The sequence below is a fragment of the Kitasatospora sp. NPDC088861 genome, assembly GCF_044750105.1.
Taxonomy (GTDB): Bacteria; Actinomycetota; Actinomycetes; order Streptomycetales; family Streptomycetaceae; genus Kitasatospora.
Genome location: NZ_JBIVJF010000005.1, coordinates 405,517 through 428,739, shown reverse-complemented (window position 1 = coordinate 428,739; position 23,223 = coordinate 405,517). Strand labels below are relative to the sequence as shown.

Below are 23,223 nucleotides of genomic sequence, written 5' to 3'. Positions count from 1 at the left end.
GGGCAGCAGCCTCGCGACCGCCGGACGACCGGCCCTCACCGCAACGGCTGGGCCAGCACAACCGGTTCTGCTCCTGCCCGGCCCGGACAGGGGTCAGCGCATGCCCTCGTGCCGGGGAACCCCGTGCCGCAGCCGGTGCTCCGCGAGGCGCTTCCGGTCGACGACGTGATCCGCCGCCTCTCGCAGCCGGCCCAGCACGGAGCTGTCGTCGCGACTCACCACCGTGAGGTCGTCGTTGACGATCAGCATGCCGAAGTCGAACAGCACGTGGTGGTTGGCACACAGGCAGAGAACGTTGTCGACGGTGTCCGACCCGTGGTGCGGTCTCCCCAGGGGCGTGATGTGTGCGGCCTCGGCGTAGGCGCCGCCCGGGACCACCATGCGGACACCGCACACCTGGCAGGTGTAGTCGTGCGCACGTTTCACGTGGGTGGCGATCGCGGTGTTCCGGACGACGCGCTCGATCGATGTCGCGGATCGGACCGGCCCCGCCTCCCGACCGTCCTCATCCGTCGGAGCCGTCACCCGATCCGTCACCGGAGCCGCTACCTGAGCCGTCACCCGATCCGATACCCGGGCGACTGCCGCAGCCTGTTCGGCCGGGGGAAGGGCGACCAGGCGGAACCGCCACACGAGGAAACCGTCGGAGGAGGTCTCGGACCAGAGGTCCTCGACCCGGAAGAGCCCGTCGTAGCGGTAGAAGGAGCGGGTCGCGGTGGTGACTCCCCGGACCACGCGAACCGGGGCCCCGGTCGCCGCGCTCGTCGCCAGGGCCGCGTTGCCGCGCGTCAGCTGCTGGTTCCGGGCCGGCTGCCCCGTCTGCGGGCTTCGCCCGCCCTCCCCGGTGTAGAGGATCACATCACCGAGGTCCTCGTCCTCCTCGTACCCACCGGAGACCACGATCGATTCCGCGCCGAGCTCTCGCAGACCGCAGATACCGGCCTGGAGCGGCCGGTGCACACCGGCCAGCGAGAGCGTCCGCCGGTTGTCGAACTCCTGGCCCAGTCGTACGCCCGGCACCGGCCCGATGCCGTCGGGGAACGGGCCGAACTCGACGGGAGCCTGCCCTTCCGGGAGGGCCGTGGCCAGTTCCCTGACCCTCGCCCGCTCCTCCTGCCGCGCCGTCTGGGCGCGGAAGAGCACCTCCCCGATGAAGGTGTCCCGGGTGGCCGCCAGCCAGGCGCTGTCATCGGCGCGCAGCGCGGACAGCCCGTCGAAGAGTTCGCGAAGCCGCGACTCCGTCGGAATGGTCCGTCCGTCCAGGTAGGAGTCGAGGGTTCGCGCGCTCAGGTCGCAGTGGCGCGCCACCCGTTCGGTCGACGGGTCGCCGACCTTGCTCCACAGTCCGCGCAGCGCGCGGGTGAAGTCCTCCTCCTCGGGTGTGCGGCCGGCCGTCGCCGCGCCCTGCCGCCGGGCCGCCTCCGCGAGGCCTTCCTCGGCGGAACGTCGCCGGTCGTGCCACTGCCGCCGTTCGAGCTCGCTGCCGCTGCCCCACGCCTCGACCATGGCGTCCAGGTTCTTGGCGCTCGGCAGGCGGGATCCGTTCAGGGCGGCGTAGACCGCCGTCCGCGAGGCGCCTCGCGCGACGACCGTCTCGACCGTGCCCCGGGAGCGTTCCTTGAGTTCGCGGAGCTCGCGGGCGAAGGAGACCAGCGGGCCCGTTCCACTCAGCGGGAGCCTGCGCGCCATATCCCCACCGTGAGATTCCTCACAGTTCCTCTCCCATTTCCTGTGATGTGAGTCACATCGATGACGCCAGTGCGCCTCTGACCTGGACCAACATCAACTTTCTCAAGTCCCGCGATGTTTTCTGCGGTTTTTTGGCCTTCCACGGCTCTGTCATCGTAGCCACTGTCGGTACGAGCCGTACGCCCCACAACGGAGCGACGGCTCCCTGCGTCAACAGGAAGCCGTCATCACTCGTAGCCCCATCAACACCCGGAGAACTACATGCACGAGGGTACGGGGATTCCCGCGTCGGGCGGAAGCGCCCAGGCCACGGGCACCGCACCGCCCGCACCGGGCCCCCGCTGGCTCGCTCCGGCCGGAGTCGCCGCGACCGGCGCAGGCCCGGTCGCGGCCGGATTCCAGAGCAACAACACCATCGCGATCATCTCGGCGGCCCCGAGCCTCGTCGTGGTGTTGCTGTTCTTCTTCGGGGTCGTCTGCCCGGCGGTCTGGTCGCGCAAGGCCCAGCGCAAGAAGGCGGCCCTCAACGTGCTCAACACGCTCATCGGGCGGAGTCCCACGAGCCCCATGAGCCCGCCGCCCCGACGGTAGACCCACGACCACACCACACCACACCCGTTCCCCGTCCCCGATCCCCACACCCGATGCCGCCGCCCGACGCCGCCCACCCGCCTGCGGACGGACACCTCCGGTGGCGGGACGGGCCGGGCTGGCCTTGACTGGGGCGGATCGTTGCCCCGCTGCGGGAGGACCGAGGGATGAGGTCGGTGAGGGAGGCCGCCGGCCGTTGGGGGGAGCGGCTGGCCCGGGGCCGCGGGCAGTGGGAGCGGGCACGGGTCGAGGCCGAGCGGCGCTTCCCGGTGATCACCGAGCTGACGGCCCGGCTGCTCTCCCCCGGACTGCTGGACGCCGCCACCCGGATGGCCTCCCAGATCTTCCTGACCTCCGTACCACTGCTGTTCGCGGTGGCCGCGTTCGCCCCGCCCGATGTGCGGGACCAGCTGGTGGCCTCGCTCCGCGCGCTGTTCGGCGTCTCCGGCGCCTCGGATCAGGAGCTGCGCCAGGCGCTGTACGGCACCGGGGACCTACGAGGCACCACCGGAATCATCGGCGTGCTGATGGCACTGCTGTCGGCGACCAGTTGCAGCCGCGCGGTGGCCCGGGTCTGCGAGCACGCCTGGCGGCTGCCGAAGGCCGGTACCCGGGCGGCGGCCTGGCGGTGGCTGCTGTGGATCGTGGCCTGGCTGACGGTGCTGCTCTTCCAGGGCTCGTTGCGGGACGGTTTCGGTGTCGGCTTCTGGCTGGGCCTGCCGCTCACCTTCGCGGCGTCCTTGGTGGTCTGGTGGTGGACCACCCACCTGCTGTTGAGCGCCCGGGTCGGCTGGCTGCCGCTGCTGCCCGGCGCGCTGCTGACGGCCGCCGCGGCCACCGCGATGTCACTGACCGCCCGGGTCTACATGCCGGGCGCGCTGAACCGCAGTCTGGCCCAGTACGGTTCGCTGGGGCTGGTGCTGATACTGCTGTCCTGGCTGATCGCGCTCTGCGCCGCCGTCACCTTCTCCGTCACGGCGGGGGCGGTGCTGGCCCAGGGGCCCCCGCTGAACGTCTACCTGGGCACGCCCGCCCCGGACCCCCCGCGCACCGGCTGATCCGTCGACGCCGCCACCACCACGGAGCAGCCACCAAGCACCACCGCCGCCACCACCACCACCACCACCACCGTCAACGCCGGCGCAGCCGCCGTCGGACGAGCCGGCCCGTGGCAACCGGGTCCCAGGAGCCCGGGCGGTCCCGGGTCAGCGGGTAGCAGGCCAGGCCGATCAGCACGGCGCTGAAGTGGCCGATGCTGGTGTAGTCCCGGCTCTGCGCGACGCCCAGGCCGTAGAAGACCAGCACGCCGGCCACGTACAGGTACCGCCAGGGCCGCACGATCAGATAGGTGAGCACCGCGACCACCCCGGCGAGCGCGTAGCTGACGCCGTAGTCGAGGGTGTAGACGGCCCTCGGCGGGGCGATGCCGCGGTGGATCGCCCACCCGAGCAGGCCCTCGCTGAGGTAGGTCGCGCCGACGTGCGCGATCATCGCCACCGAGATCCAGCGCAGGGTGCCGAGCCAGCGTTCGGCGGGTACGTGGAAGAGGTTGTAGAGCAGGAAGTAGCTCAGCCAGCCGCCGCCCGCGATCCACAGCGCACTGGTGATCAGCACGCGCACCGGTGAGACCTGGAGGTGGTGCAGGTTGGTCGAGCGCCGTTCCAGGATCCGGTCGGCGGTCGCGCTGTCGACGTGGCGGATCACCTGTGTGGTGGCGAGCAGGATCGCCAGCCAGACGTAGGTGCCCGGGGCCCGGCGGACGTAGGTCCGGACCGCGTGCGCGAGGCGTGCCCACCAGGGGCGCCGGTGTCCGGGCGCGTTGGTGGTGCCACCGGTCATCGGCGCCTCCTCGACGGTTCCCTTCACCCTCACCCGGGGCGGCCCCCGGCGCGTCTACGCGGTGCGCCCTTCGAGTGACCGGGTCTCGCGGACGGTCTACGCACCGGCCGCCGGGGCCCAGCAACCCCCGGCGCACGTCCCGACCCAGGCCGACCCGGCGCACGGCGCCAGCCCATTCGCGGCGACCAGCACGGGCGCGGTGATCCGGCGGATCGTGGACACCGGGCCCGAGCCCGCCGCGCCGGCCGCCGTCCACGCCCTGGACCCGGCGCCGGCCGCCGTGGTGGTCCGCGCGCTGAACGCCGACCCGGCCGGGCGCCCGGCGGACGGCGCGGCGCTGCTGGAGCTGCTGACGGCCGCTCCGGCCCCGGGCGTCCCGGCACCGAACGCGAGTTCGGTCCGCGAGGAGATCACCCGGGGCTGGCGTACGCTGGCGCTCTGACCGCCCGGAACGGGCCGCCGGGGGCTGCCGGGCGGCACCACCGGGACCGCACAGCGAGGGCGACGGGCACGATGAGCGAGCGCGGCACGACGACCGCACCTGCGGGTATCGACGCCGGTCCCGGAGCTCGGCACCCGGCGCTGCGCGTGGCGGACCGACTGCGGCTGACCACGGTGTACGTGCTGCTGCTGACCGCGACGGCCTGCTGGCTGGCCGGCCAGAGCCACGGCGCCCGGGCCCGGTTCGTCCGGCACAACAGCAGCAACGTCCACCACATGGAGGTCGGCAAGTGGTGGACGATGTTCACCAGCGGGCTGGTGGTCGACGGGGTGCCCGCCTGGGCGGGCATCGCGGCGGTGGCCGTGGTGCTGGGCCTGGCCGAGTGGCGCTGGGGCCCGGCCCGGGCCGGCGCGGTCTTCGTCTTCGGCCACCTGGGCGCCACCCTGCTCACCGAGGGCGCCATGTGGGTGATGCTCACCGCCCGGATCCCGGGGGCGCTGTCCCGGGCGCGTGACGTCGGGATCAGCTACGGGCTGGTCGGCACCGCCGGCTGCCTGCTGGCCCTGGGCCCGGCCCCGCTGCGCCGGTTCGGGCTGCCCGCGCTCGGGCTGGGGCTGGCCGTGACCTGGGCGCTGGACCAGCAACTGGCCGACGCCGGGCACCTGGTGGCGCTAGGCCTCGGCGCACTGGCCGCCCGGACGCCCTGGCTGCGCATCCGGGCCCGGGCCCGGATGCCGGTCTCCGCCGCACGCTGACGGCCCTCCGACACTCCCCCCGGCGCTCCTCCCCGGGGTCTTGCGATCACCCCCACCCCGAGTAATGCTGATTACATGATTACAACCTCACCCGAAGAGCTCCGGGGGTGGTTCACCGGCCGCCTCCCCGCCGACCTGTTCACCGATCTCGTCGAGATCACCGCGGACCGCGAGGAGATCACCGTCGTCGGCCGCATCACCGAGCCCACCCTCGACCGGACGGCCTCGGACGCCGAGCGCGAAGCGGCGTCCGAGGGCCGGATCGCCGAGTTCCGCGACCGGACCAGGGACGCCCGGATCGCCGTCGCCCGGGAGGCCGAGCGCCGCTACGGCCGCAAGGTCTCCTGGGGCGCCGAGTGCGGCGACCTGAGGGGCATGTTCACCACCGTCTCCGCCCCCGTCATGACCCGGCTGCGCCAGCCCGAACGGCAGGTGCTCGACACCCTGGTGGAGGCGGGCGTCGCCCGCAGCCGCAGCGAGGCGCTCGCCTGGTGCGTCCGCCTGGTGCAGCGCCACTCCGACACCTGGCTCACCGAACTGCGCGAGTCGCTGGAGAACGTCCGCCGCCTGCGCGCCCAGGGGCCGGACGCCGACAGCGCCTCCTGACTCCTCTCCCCGGCGTCCGGCCACCCAACGCGCCTGGGAGAAAGCTGGGTTGAGGCCAGGCGACCACCGATCGGCCACGGCGAGGGGCGGCAACAGGAGCGGCCACCCCTCGCCGAGCCGATCGTATGCTCTTGCGATACTCTGCAAACCTATGCCAGAGTGCGGGCATCGGATACGCCGAATCCCCTCACACGTCGCTAAGTCAGGAGCCCGCGCCTCGCGGGTCAAGGGTGCATGCATGTCGAAGGTCTTGAGCAAGCTGCCGGTCGGTGAACGGATCGGCATCGCATTCTCCGGTGGATTGGACACCTCCGTCGCCGTCGCGTGGATGCGCGAGCACGGCGCCGTCCCCTACGCCTACACGGCCGACATCGGCCAGTACGACGAGCCGAACCTCGCCGACGTCCCGGCCCGCGGTCGCGCCTACGGCGCCGAGCAGGCCCGGCTGGTCGACTGCCGGGCGGCGCTGGTCGAGGAGGGCCTGGCCGCCCTCGCCTGCGGTGCCTTCCACATCCGCTCCGCCGGGCAGACGTACTTCAACACCACCCCGCTCGGCCGCGCCGTGACCGGCACCCTGCTGGTCCGCGCGATGCGCGAGGACGAGGTCTCCATCTGGGGCGACGGCTCCACCTACAAGGGCAACGACATCGAGCGGTTCTACCGCTACGGCCTGCTCGCCAACCCCAGCCTGCGGATCTACAAGCCGTGGCTGGACCAGCGGTTCGTCACCGAACTCGGCGGCCGCAAGGAGATGTCCGCCTGGCTCTCCGAGCGCGACCTGCCGTACCGCGACTCCGCCGAGAAGGCCTACTCCACCGACGCCAACATCTGGGGCGCCACCCACGAGGCCAAGCGGCTGGAGTACCTGGACACCTCGATGGAGATCGTCAGCCCGATCATGGGCGTGGCCTTCTGGGACCCGGCGGTCGAGATCCAGACCGAGGACGTGACGATCGAGTTCGAGTTCGGCCGTCCGGTCCGCATCAACGGCCGGGCGTTCGCCGACGCCGTCGAGCTGGTGCACGAGGCCAACCGGATCGGCGGGCGCCACGGCCTGGGCATGTCGGACCAGATCGAGAACCGCATCATCGAGGCCAAGAGTCGCGGCATCTACGAGGCCCCCGGCATGGCGCTGCTGCACACCGCCTACGAGCGGCTGCTCAACGCGATCCACAACGAGGACACCGTCGCCACCTACCACACCCAGGGCCGTCGGCTCGGGCGGCTGCTGTACGAGGGCCGCTGGTTCGACCCGCAGTCGCTGATGCTCCGCGACAGCCTCCAGCGCTGGGTCGGCCAGCCGGTCACCGGCAGCGTCACGCTGCGACTGCGCCGCGGCCAGGACTACTCGGTGCTCGACACCCAGGGCCCGAACCTCAGCTACCACCCCGAGAAGCTGTCCATGGAGCGCAGCGTCGACGCCGCGTTCGTCCCGGACGACCGCATCGGCCAGCTGACCATGCGCAACCTCGACATCGCCGACTCGCGCAGCAAGCTGGAGCAGTACGCGGTGCACGGCCAGCTGGCGCCGTGGAGCGGCCTGATCGGCGAGCTGGCGCCCGGCGGGGCGGCACCGATCGCCGCCGCCGGCCCCGACGCCGAGGCGCTGGCGGCCAAGTCCACCGCGCTCGACAGCGCTGCGATCGAGTCGGGCAACGACTGATCCGCTGCCGTGACCACGTCCGAGGGCCGCCGCACCACACCGGTGCGGCGGCCCTCGGCGGTTCCGGGCGAGCTGCGGCCGTTCCGGGCCTGAGCCCTCCGGGCCTCACCCGCACAGCGGCCCCGGCCGTGCACGGCGGCCCCGGGCGTAGCTGAATGGGGCAGACGTGTGCCCGGCGGGAGCAGGGCCCGGGCGACGGCTTCACCGGACGCCCCGGGCAGCGGCTCCACCGGAGGCGGGCCCGGACGGCGGCCCCGCCGGGCGAGCCCGGGCGACGGCGAGGAGGCGGGAGCGGGATGGGCGAGGCGGTCGGTTCGATGCTGGCGTCGGCGGTGGGCATCGCGATCAGCCCGCCGGCGCTGGTCGCGGTGGTCCTGATGCTGGCCGCACCGCGCGGGCGGACCATCGGGCTCGCCTTCGCGGCCGGCTGGGCGGCCGGCCTGGCGGCGGTGGTGGCGGTCGTGGTGGCGGCGGGCAGAGCACTGGGTTCGGGTGGCGGCCGGCCGGACTGGCCGTACTGGCTGGAGCTCGCGCTGGGCGTCCTGTTCGTCCTGATGACCTGGAAGCGGTGGCGCGACCGGCCCCGCGCGGGGCACGTCACCGCGCCGCCGAGGTGGATGCGGGAGGTGGGCCGCTTCAGCGCGGGCCGGTCGGCCGGTCTCGCGGTGGCCCTGGTCACGACCGGCCCGAAGAACCTGGCACTGGCCGTCGGCGGCGCGGCCTCGATCGCCGCCAGTACGGCCGGGATCGGCGGCACGGTGGTGGCCGCCGCGCTGATGGTGCTGATCGGCTCGCTGTGCACGCTGCTTCCGCTCGGGGTCCACCTGCTCCGCGGGGACCGCTCGGCGCGGACCCTCGGGGAGTGGAAGGCCTGGCTGGCCACCCACAGCACGGCGATCACGACCACCGTGCTGGCCGTGATCGGGGCCGAGTACGTCGGCGACGCCATCACCGGGCTCGCGTGAGCCCTCCCTCATCACCGGGCTCGCGTGAGCCGCCCCTCGGCGGCCGGCCCGCTGTCAGAGCCGCCGGGCCCCACACCACCACAGCCCTCCACCCACCAGCGCCCGGCTCACCGGATGCGCACCACCCCTCTCCCCCGCACCGACCGCAGGCCCAGCCGTCCGCCGTCCGTCCCCGGGCGCACCGCCAGCACGTCCCTGAGCGTCAGCAGGATCTCGCCGTCGTAGCGCTCGGCCAGCTCCCGCGCCAGCTGCGCGGCACCGCCCGGCCCGGCGTCCGGGGCCAGGGCGGGCAGGTGGCCGGGGGCGCTGAGGTCCTCGGCCTGGGCGGCCCAGCGGGCCGCGTCCCGGGTCTCGCCCTCGGCCGCGTAGTGGACGGCCAGGCAGTGCACGGCCAGCCGGTCGCCGTACTGCGTCGCGATCCGCCACCAGAAGACGCCGTCCGCGGTGCGGCCCATCCCGTAGAGCAGGCAGCCGAGGGTGCGGAAGGCCGTCTTCTCGGCGAGTTCGAGGTCCAGCGCCAGTTCGCCCGGTTCCACCGCGCCCGCCACGGTGGCGCACAGGTGCCGCAGGTCGCGTCGGAGCTCCGTCCGGCCGCCGGCCCACGGGGGTTCGCCGAAGGCGTGCGGCGGCCGGGCGTTCGCGGGCGGGCGGGCCGGGCGTTCGCGGGCGGGCGGCGCGGGCCGGCGGGCGGCGGCGAGCCGCTCGGCCAGCCGACGGGTGAAGGCGGCCGGGTCGTGGTCGCGGAACTCGCGTTCCAGCAGGGCGGCGTCCGCCCGCAGCAGTTCGGTGACCTTCACGGCGCCTGCCCGTCGTCCGGCTGCTCCAGCAGGTACTCCAGGTGGCGCCGCCCGAGGCTGTAGTAGGTGCGGGCGGTGGTGTGCGCGATGCCGAGGCTGCGACCGATGTCCGGGTAGGACAGGCCCGCCTGGCGCAGCCGGACGACGTCGGCCTGGACCGGGGCGGCGCGCGCGAGTTCCTCCATCGCCCAGTCCAGCGCATCGAGTTCGGCGAGCTGGTCCAGTTCGTCCTGGCTGGTGTCGGGCCGGCGCTGCGCGATGACGCGCAGCCGTTTGCGTTCGGCGCGGCGGCGCTCGCGCAGGAGGTCCACCACCGCGTCCTTGACGACCTTGAAGGCGAAGGCCTGCGGGTCGGCGCTGGCCAGGGCGCGGCGCCAGTTCTTGTAGAGCGTGGCGCCCGCGTTCTGGACGGCGTCCTGCGCGTCCTCGCGATGTCGCAGGCGCTGCTGGGCGTACCGGAGGTAGCCCGGGTGCTCGCGGGTGAAGAAGGCCTCGAAGTCGGCCGGCAGCGCGCCGAGCGGGTCCGCCCGCAGGTCCCGCTTCTCGCCCGGCCCGGGGGTGTTCAGCACACGCGCCCCCCTTTCGTGGGTCAGCTGGCCGGCCCACCGGGTGGCACGCCGACGGCCCCTGGGGGCTCGTGGTGTAACCGTCCGGGCGGCCCGGGTTGTTGACCGGATCGGGCGGACAATTGGCGACCGTTTCCGTTCACTTTCGAACACCGGCGCTGACCTGCCGGTTCGGCCCCGACAGGAGCCCGGGACCCAGGCGCACGTGACCCACGTCACAGGCTGCGGGCCGTCCGACTTGACAGGGCGAATGCCGCGACTACGGCGCCGGCTCCACCACCGCCGAGTCGAGCGCGGCGGTCACCCGCTCCAGCAGTACGCGCAGCGCGGCCAGGTCCTCGACCGGCAGCCCGGTCGCGTCGAACAGCCGGCGCGGCACCTGTCCGGCCCGCTCGCGCAGGGCGGAGCCCTCGGCGGTGAGGCTGACGGTGACCGACCGCTCGTCCTCCGGGCTGCGCTCGCGCCGCACCAGTCCGGCCGCCTCCAGCCGCTTGAGCAGCGGGGAGAGCGTGCCGGAGTCGAGCCGCAGGCGCTCGCCGATCCGCTTGACGGGCAGGTCGCCGTCCTCCCAGAGCACGAGCAGGACGAGGTACTGGGGGTAGGTGAGCCCGAGGTCGCGCAGCAGCACCCGGTAGACGCCGCCGAAGGCGCGGGAGGCCGCGTTCAGCGAGAAGCAGATCTGCTGGTCGAGGCGGAGCAGTTCCTCGTCCGCCATGCCGGGGAGCGTGGTCATGGCTCCATGGTACCGATCACCCTCACGCCATTTAGTTGTGCGCAATTGAATTGCGTGCTCTACTTATCTCCAGAGGGCGGCCCGGTCGGCCGCCGGAACACACGAAGGGAACCGACCATGGACGCGCTCTACACCGCAGCCGCCACCGCCAACGGCCGGGAGGGCCGCGCCGTCAGCTCCGACGGGCAGCTGGACCTCGCGCTGGCGATGCCGCCCGCTCTCGGCGGCAGCGGCCAGGGCACCAACCCGGAGCAGCTGTTCGCGGCCGGCTACGCGGCCTGCTTCGCCAGCGCCCTCGGCCTGGTCGGCCGCCAGGCCCGGGTCGACACCAGCGAGGTCTCGGTCACCGCCGAGGTGTCCATCGGCAAGGACGGCGCCGGTTTCGGCCTGGCCGTCGTGCTGCGCGTCGAACTGCCCGAGGCGCTCGCGGACGGGACCGGCGAGCAGCTGGTCAAGCAGGCGCACGACGTCTGCCCGTACTCGCGCGCCACCCGCGGCAACATCCCGGTCGAGCTGGTCGTCGAATAGGCCCAGCAGGCCACGCACGCCGAGTAGGCCGAACGGGCTACGCAAACGCCGGCCAAGCCGCCACCACAGACGGGCCCGCCACACGTACCACCGTGTGGCGGGCCCGCCCGCGCCCCGGCTCAGCCGTCACCCGGCCCGTTCACCGAGCGCAGCGTGTCGAGCCTGTGCCGGTACTCCTCGGTGTCGATCTCGCCACGCGCGAACCGCTCCGCGAGCAGTTGCTCGGGCGTCGGCCCGGCCACCGCGCCGTGCGGCGCGCCCCACCCCGGCCCCGCCGCACCCGAAGCCGCCGCACCCGGACCCGCCGGGCCGTGCGGCAGCGGCCGGCGCGACCGCGACACGTACCGGAACAGGGCGATGGCGGCGAGCACCAGGACCAGCAGGACCAGCAGAGTCAAGATCGCCATCACGCCGATGCCCCAGCCACCCAGAACGTGGCCGTGTCCGTGCCAGTACCTCATCGGGACCTCCTCCTCCGGCCCCGTAGCCGGGGCCCGCCGAGGTGACCAGCGCCTCACCACCATCGTGCGCCCGCACCGGACCGAAGCGCCCTGAAGAAAGCCTGAGAAAACGTTCCGGCGCTCAGCGCCCGGCCCACCGGGGTAGCGTTGCCGCCCATGAACCACCACCCGCCGGCCGACGACCGCTCGCCCGAGCAGCTCGTCGCGGCCGGGGTGCTGCGGCGCCACGGGGACCACCGCCCCCACCCCGCGCTCGGCCACTCCCCGATCAGCTACGTCTCCACCGCGCTCTGGGCCGAACTCACCGTGCTCGCCATCGCACCGCCCGCGGCCGAAGCGACCGCCACCGCCCTGTTGCGCGCCATCGCCGCACGCGCCGTGGACGCGGCCCTGGCCCCCGGCAACGAACGCGCCCCGCGCGACGACCTGTACGTGGCCCACCCCGCGCACATCGGTGCGCACCGCCGGACGGTCTGGTTCCAGCGCTCCGGCCCGCGCGGCCCGGTCACCGCCACCTTCGCCCCGTGAGACGGGACGCTCAGCGCTCGACCTGAAGGCTGTGGCAGACCCAGCTGAGCCGGTCCGGCCCCTGCAGCGGCGGCCGGTCGTGGTACGTGCCGTCCGCGACCGACAGGTTGACGATCAGGTACGCCTGCCAGGCGGGACCGACCCCGTGCAGGTCCGCGTAGACCAGCTCGTCCCCGACGTACCAGTCCACCGAGTTCGCGCCGAGCACGACCCGCAGGTCGAAGGTCGCCCCGGGTGCGATCCCCGAGCCGGCGCCGTGCCAGTACCGGTACCCGCCCCGGACGTGGTTGGAGAACTCCAACAGGTCCGGATGGTCGGGGTGGTACTCGAAGAGGTCGACCTCGTTGCCGCCGCCCCGCCAGGTCCAGACGGCCGGCCAGGCACCCAGCCCGACGGGCAGCGTGATGCGTGCCGACAGTTGGTCGCCGGTGCGGGCCTGGAAGCCGTCCGGACTGCCCTCGGTGGTGAGCAGGTTGCACGTCCAGAGCCCGCCGACGAGCCGCCGGGTGGCGCTGAACACGCCGCCCGGGCAGTAGCCGCGGCCGAGATAGTCGAGCTTGTGGTCGCTCCGGTTGGTCGGCCCCATCCGGGGGTAGGCACTGCTGCGCCCGGCGGTCCACTGTCTGGCCGAAGTGAAGTCCGCGTCGAACACGACCGCCACGGCCGCCTCCCCTGTGCTCCGGCGCCCCGGCAGTTCGACCCGCCAGGCACACAGGGTGAGTTACCCGATACGCTCCGCAGTATGCGGAGCGGAACGCCTGGGCCGGAGCAGCGCGCAGCGGTCGGATCGCAGGATCTCGGGATCGACGGATCGACGGATCGACGGATCAGCCCACCGGAGCGGCCGTCCCGCCCGCACCGAGCCGGTCGGTGACCGAGACCACGCCGTCGACCGAGCGGCACAGGTTGAGCACGATCGGGACCAGGTACGGCTCGGGCACCGTACCGCTGAGCACCACCCGGCCCTGATCGACCTCGACGCCGATCTCCGCCGGGCTCACCCCGTCGATCCGGCCGAGCACCTCCTCGACGATCTCCCGCCGGATCACCACGTCCTCGCGCAGGAAGACCCGCAGCAGGTCCCCGCGGCTGACCATGCCGGTCACCCGCCCGTCCTCGTCCAGCACCGGCAGCCGCTTCAGCCCGTGCCGGCTCATCAACCGGGCCGCCGCGACCACGCTGGTCCCGGGGGTCGTGCAGACCGGCTGCCCGGTCATCAGGTCGGCCGCGGTCACGGCACCGCCCGGGCCGGCCTGCGCCGCCTCGGGGGCTGGCAACAGAGCGCCCGGATCCTCCTGCGCGGCCAGCGTGCGCAGCAGGTCGGCCTCGGAGACGATCCCGAGCGGCCGCCCCTCCGCGTCCACCACCGGCACCCCGGTGATGTCGTACTCGGTCAGCAGCGCGACGATCTCCCGGAAGCCGGTCTCGGGCGCAACCCGGACCACGGGGCTGGTCATCACAGATTCGACGGTGGCATGCCGCACGCCGGTTCACCTCGTCCACGACACTCTTGCGGCCGGGCGCGGATCGTCCCGACCGGTACCGGCAGCATCGCGCCCGGTGGCACGGGCCGCCAGGGGCCAAGGGGCTGAACGGGTGGGACCTTGGGCCCGCCCGCCGAACGCGGATCCGACACCGTGCCGAACCACCGCCCGCCCGGCGCCTCGCCGAAACCACCGACCCTGCGATCCGGCGACCCGGTGACCCGGACGGCGCAACCATCACATGATCGACTCGTTGGACCGTCCACCACGACAGCACGAACGGCATCCGGGGAGGGCACGTTGGCAGGACGGACGATGGGCGCGGCATCGTCGGCGCAGGGCGCCGCGGCGCGCCCGGTGGCCCAGGCCGAAGCCGCGCTGGTGCGCCACTACCGCCGGCTGGCCCGGCTGGCGTACCTCGCGCTGCCCGCCGACCGGGACCGGCACAGCCGGGTGCTGGCCGCGCACGCGACCGTCCAGCGCGCCCTGCCCTCCCGCTGGACCCGCCCGGCCGGTCCGCCGGCGGCGGACGAGGACCCGGTGTACGCCGCACTGCGCCTGCGGGTGCTGCGCGCCGCGCTGCGGCCGCACCCCGCGCGGCGGCTGCCCGCTCCCCGGATCTGGGGACTGCGGCTGTTCACCCCGCACAGCGGCGAGGAGGACGCGGCGCTGGACCGCGCACTCGCGGCCCTCGACGCCCCCGCCCGGGCGGCCTTCGCCCTGCGCGCGGTGGAGGGGCTGACGCCGGAGCAGACGGCCGGGGCGCTGCGACGGGCCGGGGTCGAGCACCCCGAGGAGGCCGTCGCGGCGGCGGCCGGCGTGACCGCCGGGGCGGACCCGGAGCCCCCCGCCTTCGACCCGTGCGCGGTGCGGGTCCAGCCCACCGACCTGCTGCGCCGCCGCCGGACGTGGAGCGCCGCGCTGCTGGTCGGCCTGCTCGGACTCAGCACGACGGCGGCCGTGGTGGCCGACTCCGGGCCGGCCGCGCCCGCGGCCCGCCCCGCGCCCGCCCCGTCCGGCACCGCGGCCGACCCGGCCCGCCTGACCCGGGTCGAGCCGGACCGGTGGCAGCACACCGCGCGGGTCGACTTCACCGCCTGGCCCGCCCGCGGCGACCGCCGCGACGACGGCGCGCTGCTCGGCCGCGCCCTGGCCGCCTGGGAGCGGCCCGGCCCGCAGACCCGCGGCGAGCCGGGCGTGGACGCCACGCCGCCCGTCGCCCCGCCGGCCCTGCTGTTCGCCGGGACGGTCGACGGCACCGCCCTGGTGGTGCTGTTCGACGGCCGGCGGCTCGCCCGCTACGCCGACGGGCGCGACGGCGGCCTGGACCTCGCCCGGGCCGACGACTCGGACGTGACCACGGCGGGCGCGGTGGTGCTGCGTCGCCAGGGCACCGCCGTGCGCTATCTGCTGGCCCCCTGGGTGGACGCCGCCGAGACCCGCCGGATCGACCAACCCGACTCCCCCGCGCGGCCGTTGGACCACCCTGACGGGGTCACGGCGGCGGTCCCGGGCGGCGGGCTCGCGGACTGCCACGGCGCCACGGTTCTCCAGCTGCACTCCTCCCCCGCCATCGCCGAGAAGCACGCCTTCCTGCTGACCGACCTCGGCGGGCTCGTCCCCGCGCACCTCACCTACTCCCCGCCGCCGGACCGCGCCCAGCCGGCCCGCGAGCCGCGCGAGGCCACCGGCCAGGACGCGCTGCTGGCCTGGGCCCGCGCGGGCTGCGCCGTCCCGGACGGCACGCCGGGCGTCAAGCAGCTCAACCTGTGGGCCTTCGCGGTGCAGCCGCTGCCGCAGAACGCGGGCTCGGCGTCCTGGGTCTGCCTGCGCGCCGACCGCTGGACCGGTGAGGGCAGCGCCGCCACCGCCGTCCTGCTGCCGACCGCCCGCGGCCCGCAGCGCACCGGCGGCGGCCCGGGGCGGGCGTGCAGCCGGTTCGAGCAGGACGTCGTCGGCTGGGCCTGGTGGCGCTCCCCGCAGGGAGCGGAGTTCCTGCTCGCGGCGGGCAGCCGGCGGGTCACCCGGCTCGCCGTCAAGGGCCCGGACTGGTCCGCCGACCGGCCCGTCCCGGACCACACGCTGGCCGTCGAGCGCCCGGCCCGGGCGACCGTCCAGGTGGAGGCGGCCCTGGACGGCGGCACCCGGATCAGCCCGCCGCGCTGAACCGGCCGGCCGACTCGCGCGCGTACTCCGGCAGCTCGCTCTTCGGCAGCTCGTCGCCCGGCAGCTCGCTCTTCGGCAGCTCGTAGTCCGGCAGCTCGACGCTGGAGACCTGCTTGCCGAGCTCCAGCATCCGGTTCAGCACCCAGCGCCGGTTCAGCAGCCCGTTGCGCACGCGCAGGCCGGTCGCGGTGCGCGGCGCCAGGAACGGTCCGGTGCGGTCCCCGCCCTTCTGGCAGCCCTCGGCGTAGCCGCGCAGCAGCCGCTCGTACCGGGCGAAGGCGGTGCGGTGGTCGCCGCGGGCCCGGGCCAGTTCGCCGGCCAGGACGTACGCGGCCACCACGGCGGTGCCGGTGCCCATGCCGCCGATGGTGGCGCCGCAGGCCGCGTCGCCGAGCAGGGCGATCCGGCCGCTGGACCAGGCGGGGACGTCGGTGCGGCTGATCGAGTCGAAGTAGAGCTCGGGGGCGTGCCGCAGGCTCTCCAGCAGGCGCGGCACCTCCCAGCCGAGGCCCGCGAAGGCGTCCCGCACCAGGGCCTTCTGCTGCTCCGGGTCATGGCGGTCGTAGCGCAGTTCGGACGAGGCGAAGAGGCAGAAGGCGCCCGCGCGGGCCGGGTCGCGGTGGTCGGCGCCGATCGAGGCGAGCCGGCCGGGGACGTTGAGGCCGACCGAACCGGGCGCCAGGCCGAGGTCGTCGGGGAGCTGCCAGGTGGCCGCGTAGTAGCCGAGGTGGCGGACGTAGCGCTGCTCGGGGCCGAAGGCGAGCCGGCGGACGTTGGAGTGCAGCCCGTCGGCGCCGATCACCAGGTCGAACTCGCGCGGCGCGCCGTGCCGGAAGGCGGCCCGCACACCGCCCGGGGTCTCCTCCAGGGCGGTGATGGAGTCGCCGAAGACGTACTCGGCGCGGGCGCGGCTGTGCCGGTACAGCAGCTGGGCGAGTTCGCCGCGCGGGATCTCCAGCTCGCCGCCCGCGAACTCGGCGGGCAGGTGCAGGAGTCGACGGCCGTCTGCGCCGAGGAAGGTCATCGGGCTGCCGCCGGTGTCGAGCGCGCGCAGTTCGTCGAGGACGCCCATCCGCTCCAGCACCGTCAGGTGGGTGCGGCCGCGGAAGTCGACGTTCTGGCCGCCGCCGCGCAGCGCCGGGGCGAGTTCGACGACGGTGACCTCGAAGCCGTACCGGCCGAGCCAGTGGGCCAGGGCGGGGCCGGCGATGCTCGCGCCCGAGATCAGGACCTTGGTGCTCATGGGAACCACTCCGTCCGAGAGGGTCGAGAAACTGTGTCCGGTGGATACTGTTTGCTGCTGTGTACGGTAGACGCAGTTAGGTCGGACGAGCAACCCCCAGAACGGGAGCGGACTGTGAGCGAGGCGGCGAACGACATGGTGCGGCTGCTCTGGGGCCCCCCGGCCAAGCCCACCCGCGGGCCGAAACCGGCCCTCAGCCTGGAGCGGATCGCGGCGGCGGGCGTCGAGATCGCGGACGCCGAAGGCCTGGGCGCGGTCTCGATGCAGAAGGTCGCCGGGCTGCTCGACTTCACCAAGATGTCGCTCTACCGCTACGTGCCCGGCAAGGCCGAACTCGTCGCCCTGATGGTCGAGGCCGCCGTCGGCGAGCCCCCGCAGGGCCGGCACGCCCACGAATGGCGGGCCCAACTCACCGCCTGGGCACACCACTTGACCGAGTCGTTCGGCCGCCACCCGTGGCTGCTCGATGCCACCGTCGGCCCCCGGGTGATGGGCCCGAAGGAACTCACCTGGCTGGAACGGGTGGTGACCGCCCTCGACGGCCACGGACTGACCGGCCCCGAGCGGATGGACGCCGCCGTCCTGCTCGCCGGACACGTCCGCAGCATCGCCCAGCAGTCCCGCGCCGCCGGGCCCGACGGCTCCCCCGAAGCCGAACTCCTCACCGCCCTCGGCACACTGGTGCACCAGCACGCCGACCGCTACCCCGCCCTGGCCGCCGCCATGACCGGGGAGGACGGGCGCGACCAGGCCCTGGACTTCGGCCTGGACCGCATCCTGGACGGCCTCGCCGCCCTGATCACCCGCCGAACGGGCACCGCCTGACGCCACCTGCCCCGCCGCGCCTCGCGAGGAAATCCGATGGGCCTGCGTTCGGTCAGCCGCTAGCATCCCGGACCATGGCGATGTTCGTGCACCTGACCACCGCGGCGAACGCGCCGCGGATCCGCCGTGCCGGGATCCGGGCCGACAGCCGGGGGCAGGGCGGGGTGCGCGGGCTGTACTGCTTCCCGGTACTGCCCTCGTACCCGCTGACCCACCAGTGGCTGCGCGAACTGGCCCGGTTCGGCACCGGGGGCTCGCTGGTCGCGGTGCACCTCCGGCTGGACGACGCACAGCAGGTGCTGACCGGGCACTACCGGGACCGCGCGAGGGGCGCCCAGCAGTGGGTGCCCGCCGCCGAGGCGGTGCGGCGGGTCGCCGAACTGGCGGACCCGCGCGGCTGGGAGGTGTTCGTGCCGCGCGCGGTGGGCGCCCGCGAGGTCCACCGGATCCGCGGCGTGCCGCAGGTCGCCGGCTGGCGCTACCAGCCGAACGCCCACGGCACCCGGCCTTGCCCCTGCATGGGCTGCCAGCCCGTCGGCGGGTACGGCAGCCGTCGGCTGCGCGAGCGCCACCAGCACCCGCTGGACGCCCCGCCGCCGCCCGTGCCCGTCCTGCTCGCCCGGATCGAGGCCGCCGGCGAGCCGGGCGACCCCGCCGAACTGCTCGCCGCCCTGCAGAGCTTCGGGCGCCGCCAGCGCGGCCCACTGGACCGCCTCGCCCGGTTGGCCGCCCACCCGGACCCGGCCGTGCGCGAGGAACTGGTGTGGGCCGTCGCCGGCTGGTCCACCCCGGGCGTCGCCGCCCTGCTCGACGGCCTCGCGAACGACCCGCACCCGGACGTCCGCGAGGCCGTCGAGGCGGCGCTGGAGCGCTGAGGGCCGGCCGTCAGGAGACGCGCTTCGCTGCCAGGAGTCGTCGGTGAGGCTCGGGACCGAGCAGGCGCGGCCGGAGCCGTAGAAGCTCCCGACGTGCCCGTTCGGCCGATCCGGGCGATCATGGGACGAACCGCGTCTCGGCGATTCGGCGCACCGGTGTCAGTCCGGCCGCGCCCGGAAGGTGGACTGCGATGTTCCAGCTCCTGTGGATTCTGCTCATCGGCTTCGTGCTGGGCGTACTGGCCAAGCTGATCCTGCGCGGGCCGCAGTCGATCCCCTGGTGGCTGACGATGCTGCTCGGCGCCGCCGGTGCCTGGCTCGGCAACGCCGTCTCCGGATGGATCGGCGTCCGCCACACCTCGGGCATCGACTGGATCCGGCACCTTCTCCAACTCGGCTTCGCCGTCGCCCTGGTGGCCTTCGTCGCCCCGGCCTGGAGCAAGTCCCACCCGAGCCGCTGACCCGGACGACCCGGGCTGCCGCCGCCCCGGACCGCCGGTGGCAGGAGGCGGAGGCGGCCGACCCGTTCGGCGGGGAGGCGCCGTCAGCCGACGTGGACGGCCGGGCGGCGGCTGCGGTCCGGTTCGGCCTCGCGCAGGACTTCGCGGGTGACGGGGGCGATCTCGCCCTGGCCGAAGAGGAAGAACCTGAGGAACTGGGCGAAGGGGTTGCCCTCGGTCCACTCGAAGTAGATGTGCGGCTGCTGCCCGGTGAGGTCCCGCACCCGCAGCAGCAGGGCGGCCAGCGCGTTCGGCACGCTGGAGCTCTGCAGCGTCAGCACCCGGTAGCGGTCGTGCAGCACCTCGCCGCGCACGGTCAGTTCGGCCTCGAAGTCGGACGGGTCGAGCACGGTGACCTCGACGAAGACCAGGTCGTCCTCGGTCGGGATGTCGTTGTCGGCGCGGATCTGGCGGATCTTGTCGCGGTACTCGGCGAGGTCCCGGCTGTTCGGCTCGTTGGCGATCAGCCGCAGCGGGCGGTACGTGTAGTCCCGGACGAAGCGTTCGGCGACGACATCGAGCACCACGTCGGTGACGCGCAGTTCGAAGGCCCGCTTGAGCCGGGAGAGGAAGGAGACCAGCATGATGCCGGCGATGAAGCAGCCGCCGATCTTGACGCCGTCCGGCCGCTCGGCGATGTTCACGGCCGTGGTGTAGAGGAAGACCCCGGCGATCGCGGCGAAGCCGACCGTCCTGCGGCGCTGCCCCGACTTGTGGGCGGCGATGGTGACGGCGATGGCGGCCGAGCTGATCAGCACCAGCACGCCGGTCGCGTACGCGCCGCCCTGGGCGTCCACGTTGGCGTCGAACAGCCAGGTGACCAGGAAGGCGATCAGGGTGAGGACGATCACGGTGGGCCGCACCGCGCGGGCCCAGTGCGGGGCCATGCCGTAGCGGGGCAGGTAGCGCGGCATCAGGTTGAGCAGTCCGGCCATCGCGGAGGCGCCGGCGAACCAGAGGATGGCGATCGTGGACAGGTCGTAGACGCTGCCGAAGGTGTTGCCGAGGTTCTGGTGGGCGAGGTAGGCGAGCGCCCGCCCGTTGGCCTGCCCGCCGGCCTTGAAGGCGTCCGCGGGGATCAGCAGGGTGGTGATGAGGCTGGTGGTGATCAGGAAGCAGCTCATGATCGCGGCCGCGGTGGTGAGCAGCTTGCGGGCGCCACGGATCCTGCCGGTGGGCTTCTCCTCGGTGTCGTCCGGGTCGCCCTCGATGTGCGGCATCACGGCGACGCCGGTCTCGAAGCCGGACAGGCCGAGTGCCAGCTTCGGGAAGACGATCAGCGCGACGCCGATCATCGCGATCACGTTGCCGTGCTCCGCGGTGAGCGCGTCGGTCCAGTCGCCGACGACGTGCGGGGCCTTCAGCACGTGCCAGAGTCCGTTGGTCACCACCACGACGTTCAGCGCGAGGTAGACCGCGACCAGGACGACGGCGATGCCGATCGCCTCGCTGAAGCCCTTGAGGAAGACCCCGCCGAGCAGGGCCACCATGATGAGGGTGATCGTCACCTGCTTGCCGGTCAGCAGGCTGTGCAGATGCGGGTTCTCCACCAGGTGCGCGGTCGCGTCGGCGGCCGACAGGGTGATGGTGATCATGAAGTCGGTGGCCGCGAAGCCGAGCAGCGTGAGCACGAAGAGCTTGCCCTGCCAGAACGACAGCAGCCGCTCCAGCATGGCGATCGAGCCCTGGCCGTGCGGGCTCTCCTGGGCGACCCGCCGGTAGACGGGCAGGGCGCCGAGCAGCGTGACGATCACCAGCACGATGGTCGCCAGCGGCGAGAGCAGGCCGGCGGCGAGGGCGGCGATGCCGGGCTGGTAGCCGAGCGTGGAGAAGTAGTCCAGGCCGGTCAGGCACATCACCCGCCACCAGCGCTGGCCCTTGACGTGCAGCGCCTCGGCGTGCGGGCCGGGGTGCTGCTTGGCCATGTCCGACAGGCCTTCCAGCATCCACGCCCGGAACCTCGCGCCGCGGGTCGCGGGTGCCACCCCCGGATCGGCCGAACCCGACGACACCACGTGCACCCCTGTCCACCAGTCGGCCGGCCGCGCTCGGCCAAGGCCCCCCAAAGGCCGCCGGACGGCGGGCCTGGTCAGGCTAGGGGACCGGACCGGTGCCGCCGGGGAGCAGCGAGTCCGGACACGCCAGGGTGCCCCGGACGGCCCTCAGCGGTGGCGGACGGCGCCCCGTCGTGCCGGCCGTCCCGGCGCGGCGGGCCGCACGCACTGCCCGGAACGGGCGAGGATATCCGCGCGATCGACGGATGCGTGCAGGTTTGCCGAGAACGGACACCAGGGAGGCAGCGGTGGCGGAACCGAGTCGGCGGGGCATTCTGGGCCTGGGCCTGCTGGCGGCGGCCACCGCCTCCTGCGGCACCCACCGCCCGGACCCCGCCCCGCACTCCTCGTCCGACGGTCCCGCCCCGCGCCCCTCCCCCGACGACGCCGCCCCGACCGCCGCCGCCCAGCACGTGGGCGTCCCGCCGGAGCAGTCCCTACCCGGCGCGCCCGACTGGGAGATCACCGACCCCGGCCCCGCCGACGCCATCGAGGGCTTCGCCGACCGGGTCAGCGTGCTGCCCGGTGAGCAGTTCGGCCTGCACGTCTCCACCCCGGCCGCCGCCTTCACCGTCTCCGCCTACCGCACCGGCTGGTACGACGGCGCCCGCGCCCGCCTGGTCTGGCGCCGCGAGCACGTCCCGGGCGGCCGGCAGCCCGCCCCGCGCGTGGACCCCGCGACCAGGACCGTGCTGACCGGCTGGCAGCGCACCCTCGCCGTGGACACCACCGGCTGGCCCGAGGGCGCCTACCTGCTGCGCCTGGACGCCGAGGACGGCTCCGGCCAGCGCTACGTCCCGCTCACCGTCCGCTCCGCCGTCACCGCCGGGCGGACGGTCGTGATGAGCGCCCCCGCCACCTGGCAGGCGTACAACGAGTGGGGCGGGTACAGCCTCTACAACGGCCCCACCGGCGGTCTGGCCACCCGCTCGCTGCGGGTGGTCTTCGACCGGCCCTACGACTACGACCACGGCGCCGGGCTGTTCCTGGTGTACGAGGCGCCGCTGGTCGCGCTCGCCGAGCGGCTCGGGCTGCCGCTCGCCTACACCACCGGGATCGACGTGGCCCGGGAGCCCGGGCTGCTGCACGGCGCGAGTGCCGTCCTCTCCCTCGGCCACGACGAGTACTGGTCCCCCGAGCAGCGCGCCCAGGTGGTCGCGGCCCGGGACGCCGGCACCAACCTGGCGGTCCTGGGGGCCAATTGCTGCTTCCGCCGGGTCCGCTTCGAGCCCTCGGAGCTGGGCCCGGACCGGACGGTGGTCTGCTACAAGGACGCGTGGGCGCAGGACCCGGGCCACCAGGCCGGCGCCCCGGCGACCACCGACTTCCGGGCCGGCCCGGGCGCCGACCCGGAGAGCTCGATGCTCGGCGTGATCTACGACGGCTACCCGGTGGACGCCCCGTACGTGGTCGGCTCGCCGGAGCACTGGGCGTTCGAGGGCACCGGCGTCGCCGCCGGGGCGTCGTTCCCGCACCTGGTCGGCGTCGAGTACGACCGGGTGGACACCGCCTTCCCCACCCCGCGTCCGATCGAGGTGATCGCGCACTCCCCCGTGGTCTGCGAGGGCCGCCGCTCGCATTCCGACACCGCGTACTACACCGTGCCGGGCGGCGCCGGGGTGTTCGCCTCCGGGACGATGCGCTGGGTGGAGGCCCTGGACGCGCACGGGCCCGGGGGCGGCAGCGCCGACCACGGGATCGACGCCCGGGCCGGGGACCTGGTCCGCCGGGTCACCGAGAACGTCCTGCGCACCTTCGCCGCCGGCCCGGCCGGCCTGACCCACCCGGCCCGGGACAACCTCGCGACCGTCTACGGCGGGGCGTAGCCCGTCGGGGGCTGCGAGGGACCGTCTGCGAGGGGCCGTCGCAGAAATTTCCCGGAACGACGGATCGGGGCGGTGCCGCGGCGCCCC

The 23,223-nt window shown here is 74.2% G+C and carries 24 protein-coding genes; 14 read left to right on the top strand and 10 right to left on the bottom strand.

Annotation, left to right across the window (positions count from 1 at the left end; all coding sequences use genetic code 11):
- Positions 1–93: 93 nt before the first annotated feature.
- A complete protein-coding gene (locus ACIP37_RS13150; protein ID WP_363631352.1) occupies positions 94–1,689 on the bottom strand; it encodes a YDG/SRA domain-containing protein in 1,596 nt (531 codons plus the stop codon).
- Positions 1,690–1,950: 261 nt separating this feature from the next.
- Between ACIP37_RS13150 and ACIP37_RS13145 the strand changes: the two genes are divergently transcribed.
- Together ACIP37_RS13145 and ACIP37_RS13140 are read left to right on the top strand one after the other, a co-directional pair.
- On the top strand, positions 1,951–2,280 hold the full coding sequence (locus ACIP37_RS13145; RefSeq protein WP_363582638.1) for a hypothetical protein: 330 nt from the start codon (positions 1,951–1,953) through the stop codon (positions 2,278–2,280).
- Between the two features lie 167 nt (positions 2,281–2,447).
- Positions 2,448–3,338: a YhjD/YihY/BrkB family envelope integrity protein gene (locus ACIP37_RS13140; protein WP_363582637.1), complete on the top strand. Its 891-nt coding sequence runs from the start codon at positions 2,448–2,450 to the stop codon at positions 3,336–3,338.
- Positions 3,339–3,411: 73 nt separating this feature from the next.
- Here ACIP37_RS13140 and ACIP37_RS13135 read toward each other — a convergent pair whose 3' ends face one another.
- Positions 3,412–4,119 (bottom strand): rhomboid-like protein, encoded by a 708-nt coding sequence (locus ACIP37_RS13135; RefSeq protein WP_363582635.1) that lies wholly within the window; start codon positions 4,117–4,119, stop codon positions 3,412–3,414.
- On the opposite strand from ACIP37_RS13135, the gene ACIP37_RS13130 reads away from it, so the two are divergent.
- From ACIP37_RS13130 to ACIP37_RS13110, 5 genes are all read left to right on the top strand, one after another.
- Positions 4,103–4,561: a hypothetical protein gene (locus ACIP37_RS13130; protein WP_363582633.1), complete on the top strand. Its 459-nt coding sequence runs from the start codon at positions 4,103–4,105 to the stop codon at positions 4,559–4,561. The two genes, ACIP37_RS13135 and ACIP37_RS13130, sit on opposite strands and share 17 nt — an antisense overlap.
- Before the next feature lie 146 nt (positions 4,562–4,707).
- Positions 4,708–5,316: a rhomboid-like protein gene (locus ACIP37_RS13125; RefSeq protein WP_363582631.1), complete on the top strand. Its 609-nt coding sequence runs from the start codon at positions 4,708–4,710 to the stop codon at positions 5,314–5,316.
- Positions 5,317–5,391: 75 nt separating this feature from the next.
- Positions 5,392–5,922, top strand: coding sequence for a hypothetical protein (locus tag ACIP37_RS13120; RefSeq protein ID WP_363582629.1), 531 nt, complete (start codon positions 5,392–5,394; stop codon positions 5,920–5,922).
- Positions 5,923–6,160: 238 nt separating this feature from the next.
- Positions 6,161–7,585 carry an argininosuccinate synthase gene (gene argG / locus ACIP37_RS13115; RefSeq protein WP_063350707.1) on the top strand — a complete coding sequence of 475 codons (1,425 nt, stop codon included), beginning with the start codon at positions 6,161–6,163 and terminating at the stop codon, positions 7,583–7,585.
- Between the two features lie 296 nt (positions 7,586–7,881).
- A complete protein-coding gene (locus ACIP37_RS13110) occupies positions 7,882–8,550 on the top strand; it encodes a GAP family protein (protein WP_363582627.1) in 669 nt (222 codons plus the stop codon).
- 107 nt (positions 8,551–8,657) lie between these two features.
- Here ACIP37_RS13110 and ACIP37_RS13105 read toward each other — a convergent pair whose 3' ends face one another.
- From ACIP37_RS13105 to ACIP37_RS13095, 3 genes are all read right to left on the bottom strand, one after another.
- Entirely contained in the window at positions 8,658–9,347 is a 690-nt protein-coding gene (locus ACIP37_RS13105; protein ID WP_400805759.1) for a hypothetical protein, read from the bottom strand.
- Positions 9,344–9,916, bottom strand: coding sequence for a sigma-70 family RNA polymerase sigma factor (locus ACIP37_RS13100; RefSeq protein ID WP_350882705.1), 573 nt, complete (start codon positions 9,914–9,916; stop codon positions 9,344–9,346). The genes ACIP37_RS13105 and ACIP37_RS13100 overlap by 4 nt, the downstream gene beginning before the upstream one ends.
- A gap of 256 nt (positions 9,917–10,172) precedes the next feature.
- Positions 10,173–10,646 (bottom strand): MarR family transcriptional regulator, encoded by a 474-nt coding sequence (locus tag ACIP37_RS13095; protein ID WP_363582623.1) that lies wholly within the window; start codon positions 10,644–10,646, stop codon positions 10,173–10,175.
- A 117-nt stretch (positions 10,647–10,763) separates the two neighbouring features.
- Here ACIP37_RS13095 and ACIP37_RS13090 point away from each other — a divergent pair, with 117 nt between their 5' ends.
- Positions 10,764–11,174: an organic hydroperoxide resistance protein gene (locus ACIP37_RS13090; protein ID WP_363582621.1), complete on the top strand. Its 411-nt coding sequence runs from the start codon at positions 10,764–10,766 to the stop codon at positions 11,172–11,174.
- Between the two features lie 119 nt (positions 11,175–11,293).
- Here the strand turns inward: ACIP37_RS13090 and ACIP37_RS13085 are convergent, their stop codons facing one another.
- A complete protein-coding gene (locus tag ACIP37_RS13085; protein WP_363582619.1) occupies positions 11,294–11,635 on the bottom strand; it encodes an SHOCT domain-containing protein in 342 nt (113 codons plus the stop codon).
- Positions 11,636–11,791: 156 nt separating this feature from the next.
- Here ACIP37_RS13085 and ACIP37_RS13080 point away from each other — a divergent pair, with 156 nt between their 5' ends.
- Entirely contained in the window at positions 11,792–12,163 is a 372-nt protein-coding gene (locus tag ACIP37_RS13080; protein WP_363582617.1) for a hypothetical protein, read from the top strand.
- Between the two features lie 10 nt (positions 12,164–12,173).
- Here ACIP37_RS13080 and ACIP37_RS13075 read toward each other — a convergent pair whose 3' ends face one another.
- Positions 12,174–12,824: a beta-glucanase gene (locus ACIP37_RS13075; RefSeq protein ID WP_363582615.1), complete on the bottom strand. Its 651-nt coding sequence runs from the start codon at positions 12,822–12,824 to the stop codon at positions 12,174–12,176.
- Between the two features lie 166 nt (positions 12,825–12,990).
- Positions 12,991–13,620, bottom strand: a complete 630-nt coding sequence (locus ACIP37_RS13070; RefSeq protein ID WP_363582613.1) for a CBS domain-containing protein — start codon at positions 13,618–13,620, stop codon at positions 12,991–12,993.
- Between the two features lie 342 nt (positions 13,621–13,962).
- On the opposite strand from ACIP37_RS13070, the gene ACIP37_RS13065 reads away from it, so the two are divergent.
- Positions 13,963–15,813, top strand: a complete 1,851-nt coding sequence (locus tag ACIP37_RS13065; RefSeq protein WP_400805761.1) for a hypothetical protein — start codon at positions 13,963–13,965, stop codon at positions 15,811–15,813.
- Here ACIP37_RS13065 and ACIP37_RS13060 read toward each other — a convergent pair.
- Entirely contained in the window at positions 15,797–17,056 is a 1,260-nt protein-coding gene (locus ACIP37_RS13060) for an FAD-dependent monooxygenase (protein WP_400805762.1), read from the bottom strand. The genes ACIP37_RS13065 and ACIP37_RS13060 overlap by 17 nt on opposite strands.
- Before the next feature lie 135 nt (positions 17,057–17,191).
- Here ACIP37_RS13060 and ACIP37_RS13055 point away from each other — a divergent pair, with 135 nt between their 5' ends.
- The 3 genes from ACIP37_RS13055 (at position 17,192) to ACIP37_RS13045 (ending at position 19,217) form a co-directional block, all read left to right on the top strand.
- Complete coding sequence (locus ACIP37_RS13055; protein ID WP_400806148.1) at positions 17,192–17,881, top strand: TetR/AcrR family transcriptional regulator; 690 nt, start codon at positions 17,192–17,194, stop codon at positions 17,879–17,881.
- 74 nt (positions 17,882–17,955) lie between these two features.
- Positions 17,956–18,756, top strand: coding sequence for a HEAT repeat domain-containing protein (locus ACIP37_RS13050; RefSeq protein ID WP_363631366.1), 801 nt, complete (start codon positions 17,956–17,958; stop codon positions 18,754–18,756).
- Positions 18,757–18,947: 191 nt separating this feature from the next.
- Positions 18,948–19,217 carry a GlsB/YeaQ/YmgE family stress response membrane protein gene (locus tag ACIP37_RS13045; protein ID WP_363582603.1) on the top strand — a complete coding sequence of 90 codons (270 nt, stop codon included), beginning with the start codon at positions 18,948–18,950 and terminating at the stop codon, positions 19,215–19,217.
- An 83-nt stretch (positions 19,218–19,300) separates the two neighbouring features.
- On the opposite strand, the gene ACIP37_RS13040 is transcribed toward ACIP37_RS13045, so the two are convergent.
- Entirely contained in the window at positions 19,301–21,202 is a 1,902-nt protein-coding gene (locus ACIP37_RS13040; protein ID WP_400805763.1) for an amino acid transporter, read from the bottom strand.
- 314 nt (positions 21,203–21,516) lie between these two features.
- Between ACIP37_RS13040 and ACIP37_RS13035 the strand changes: the two genes are divergently transcribed.
- Entirely contained in the window at positions 21,517–23,136 is a 1,620-nt protein-coding gene (locus ACIP37_RS13035; RefSeq protein WP_400805764.1) for a N,N-dimethylformamidase beta subunit family domain-containing protein, read from the top strand.
- The last annotated feature ends 87 nt before the right edge of the window (positions 23,137–23,223 follow it).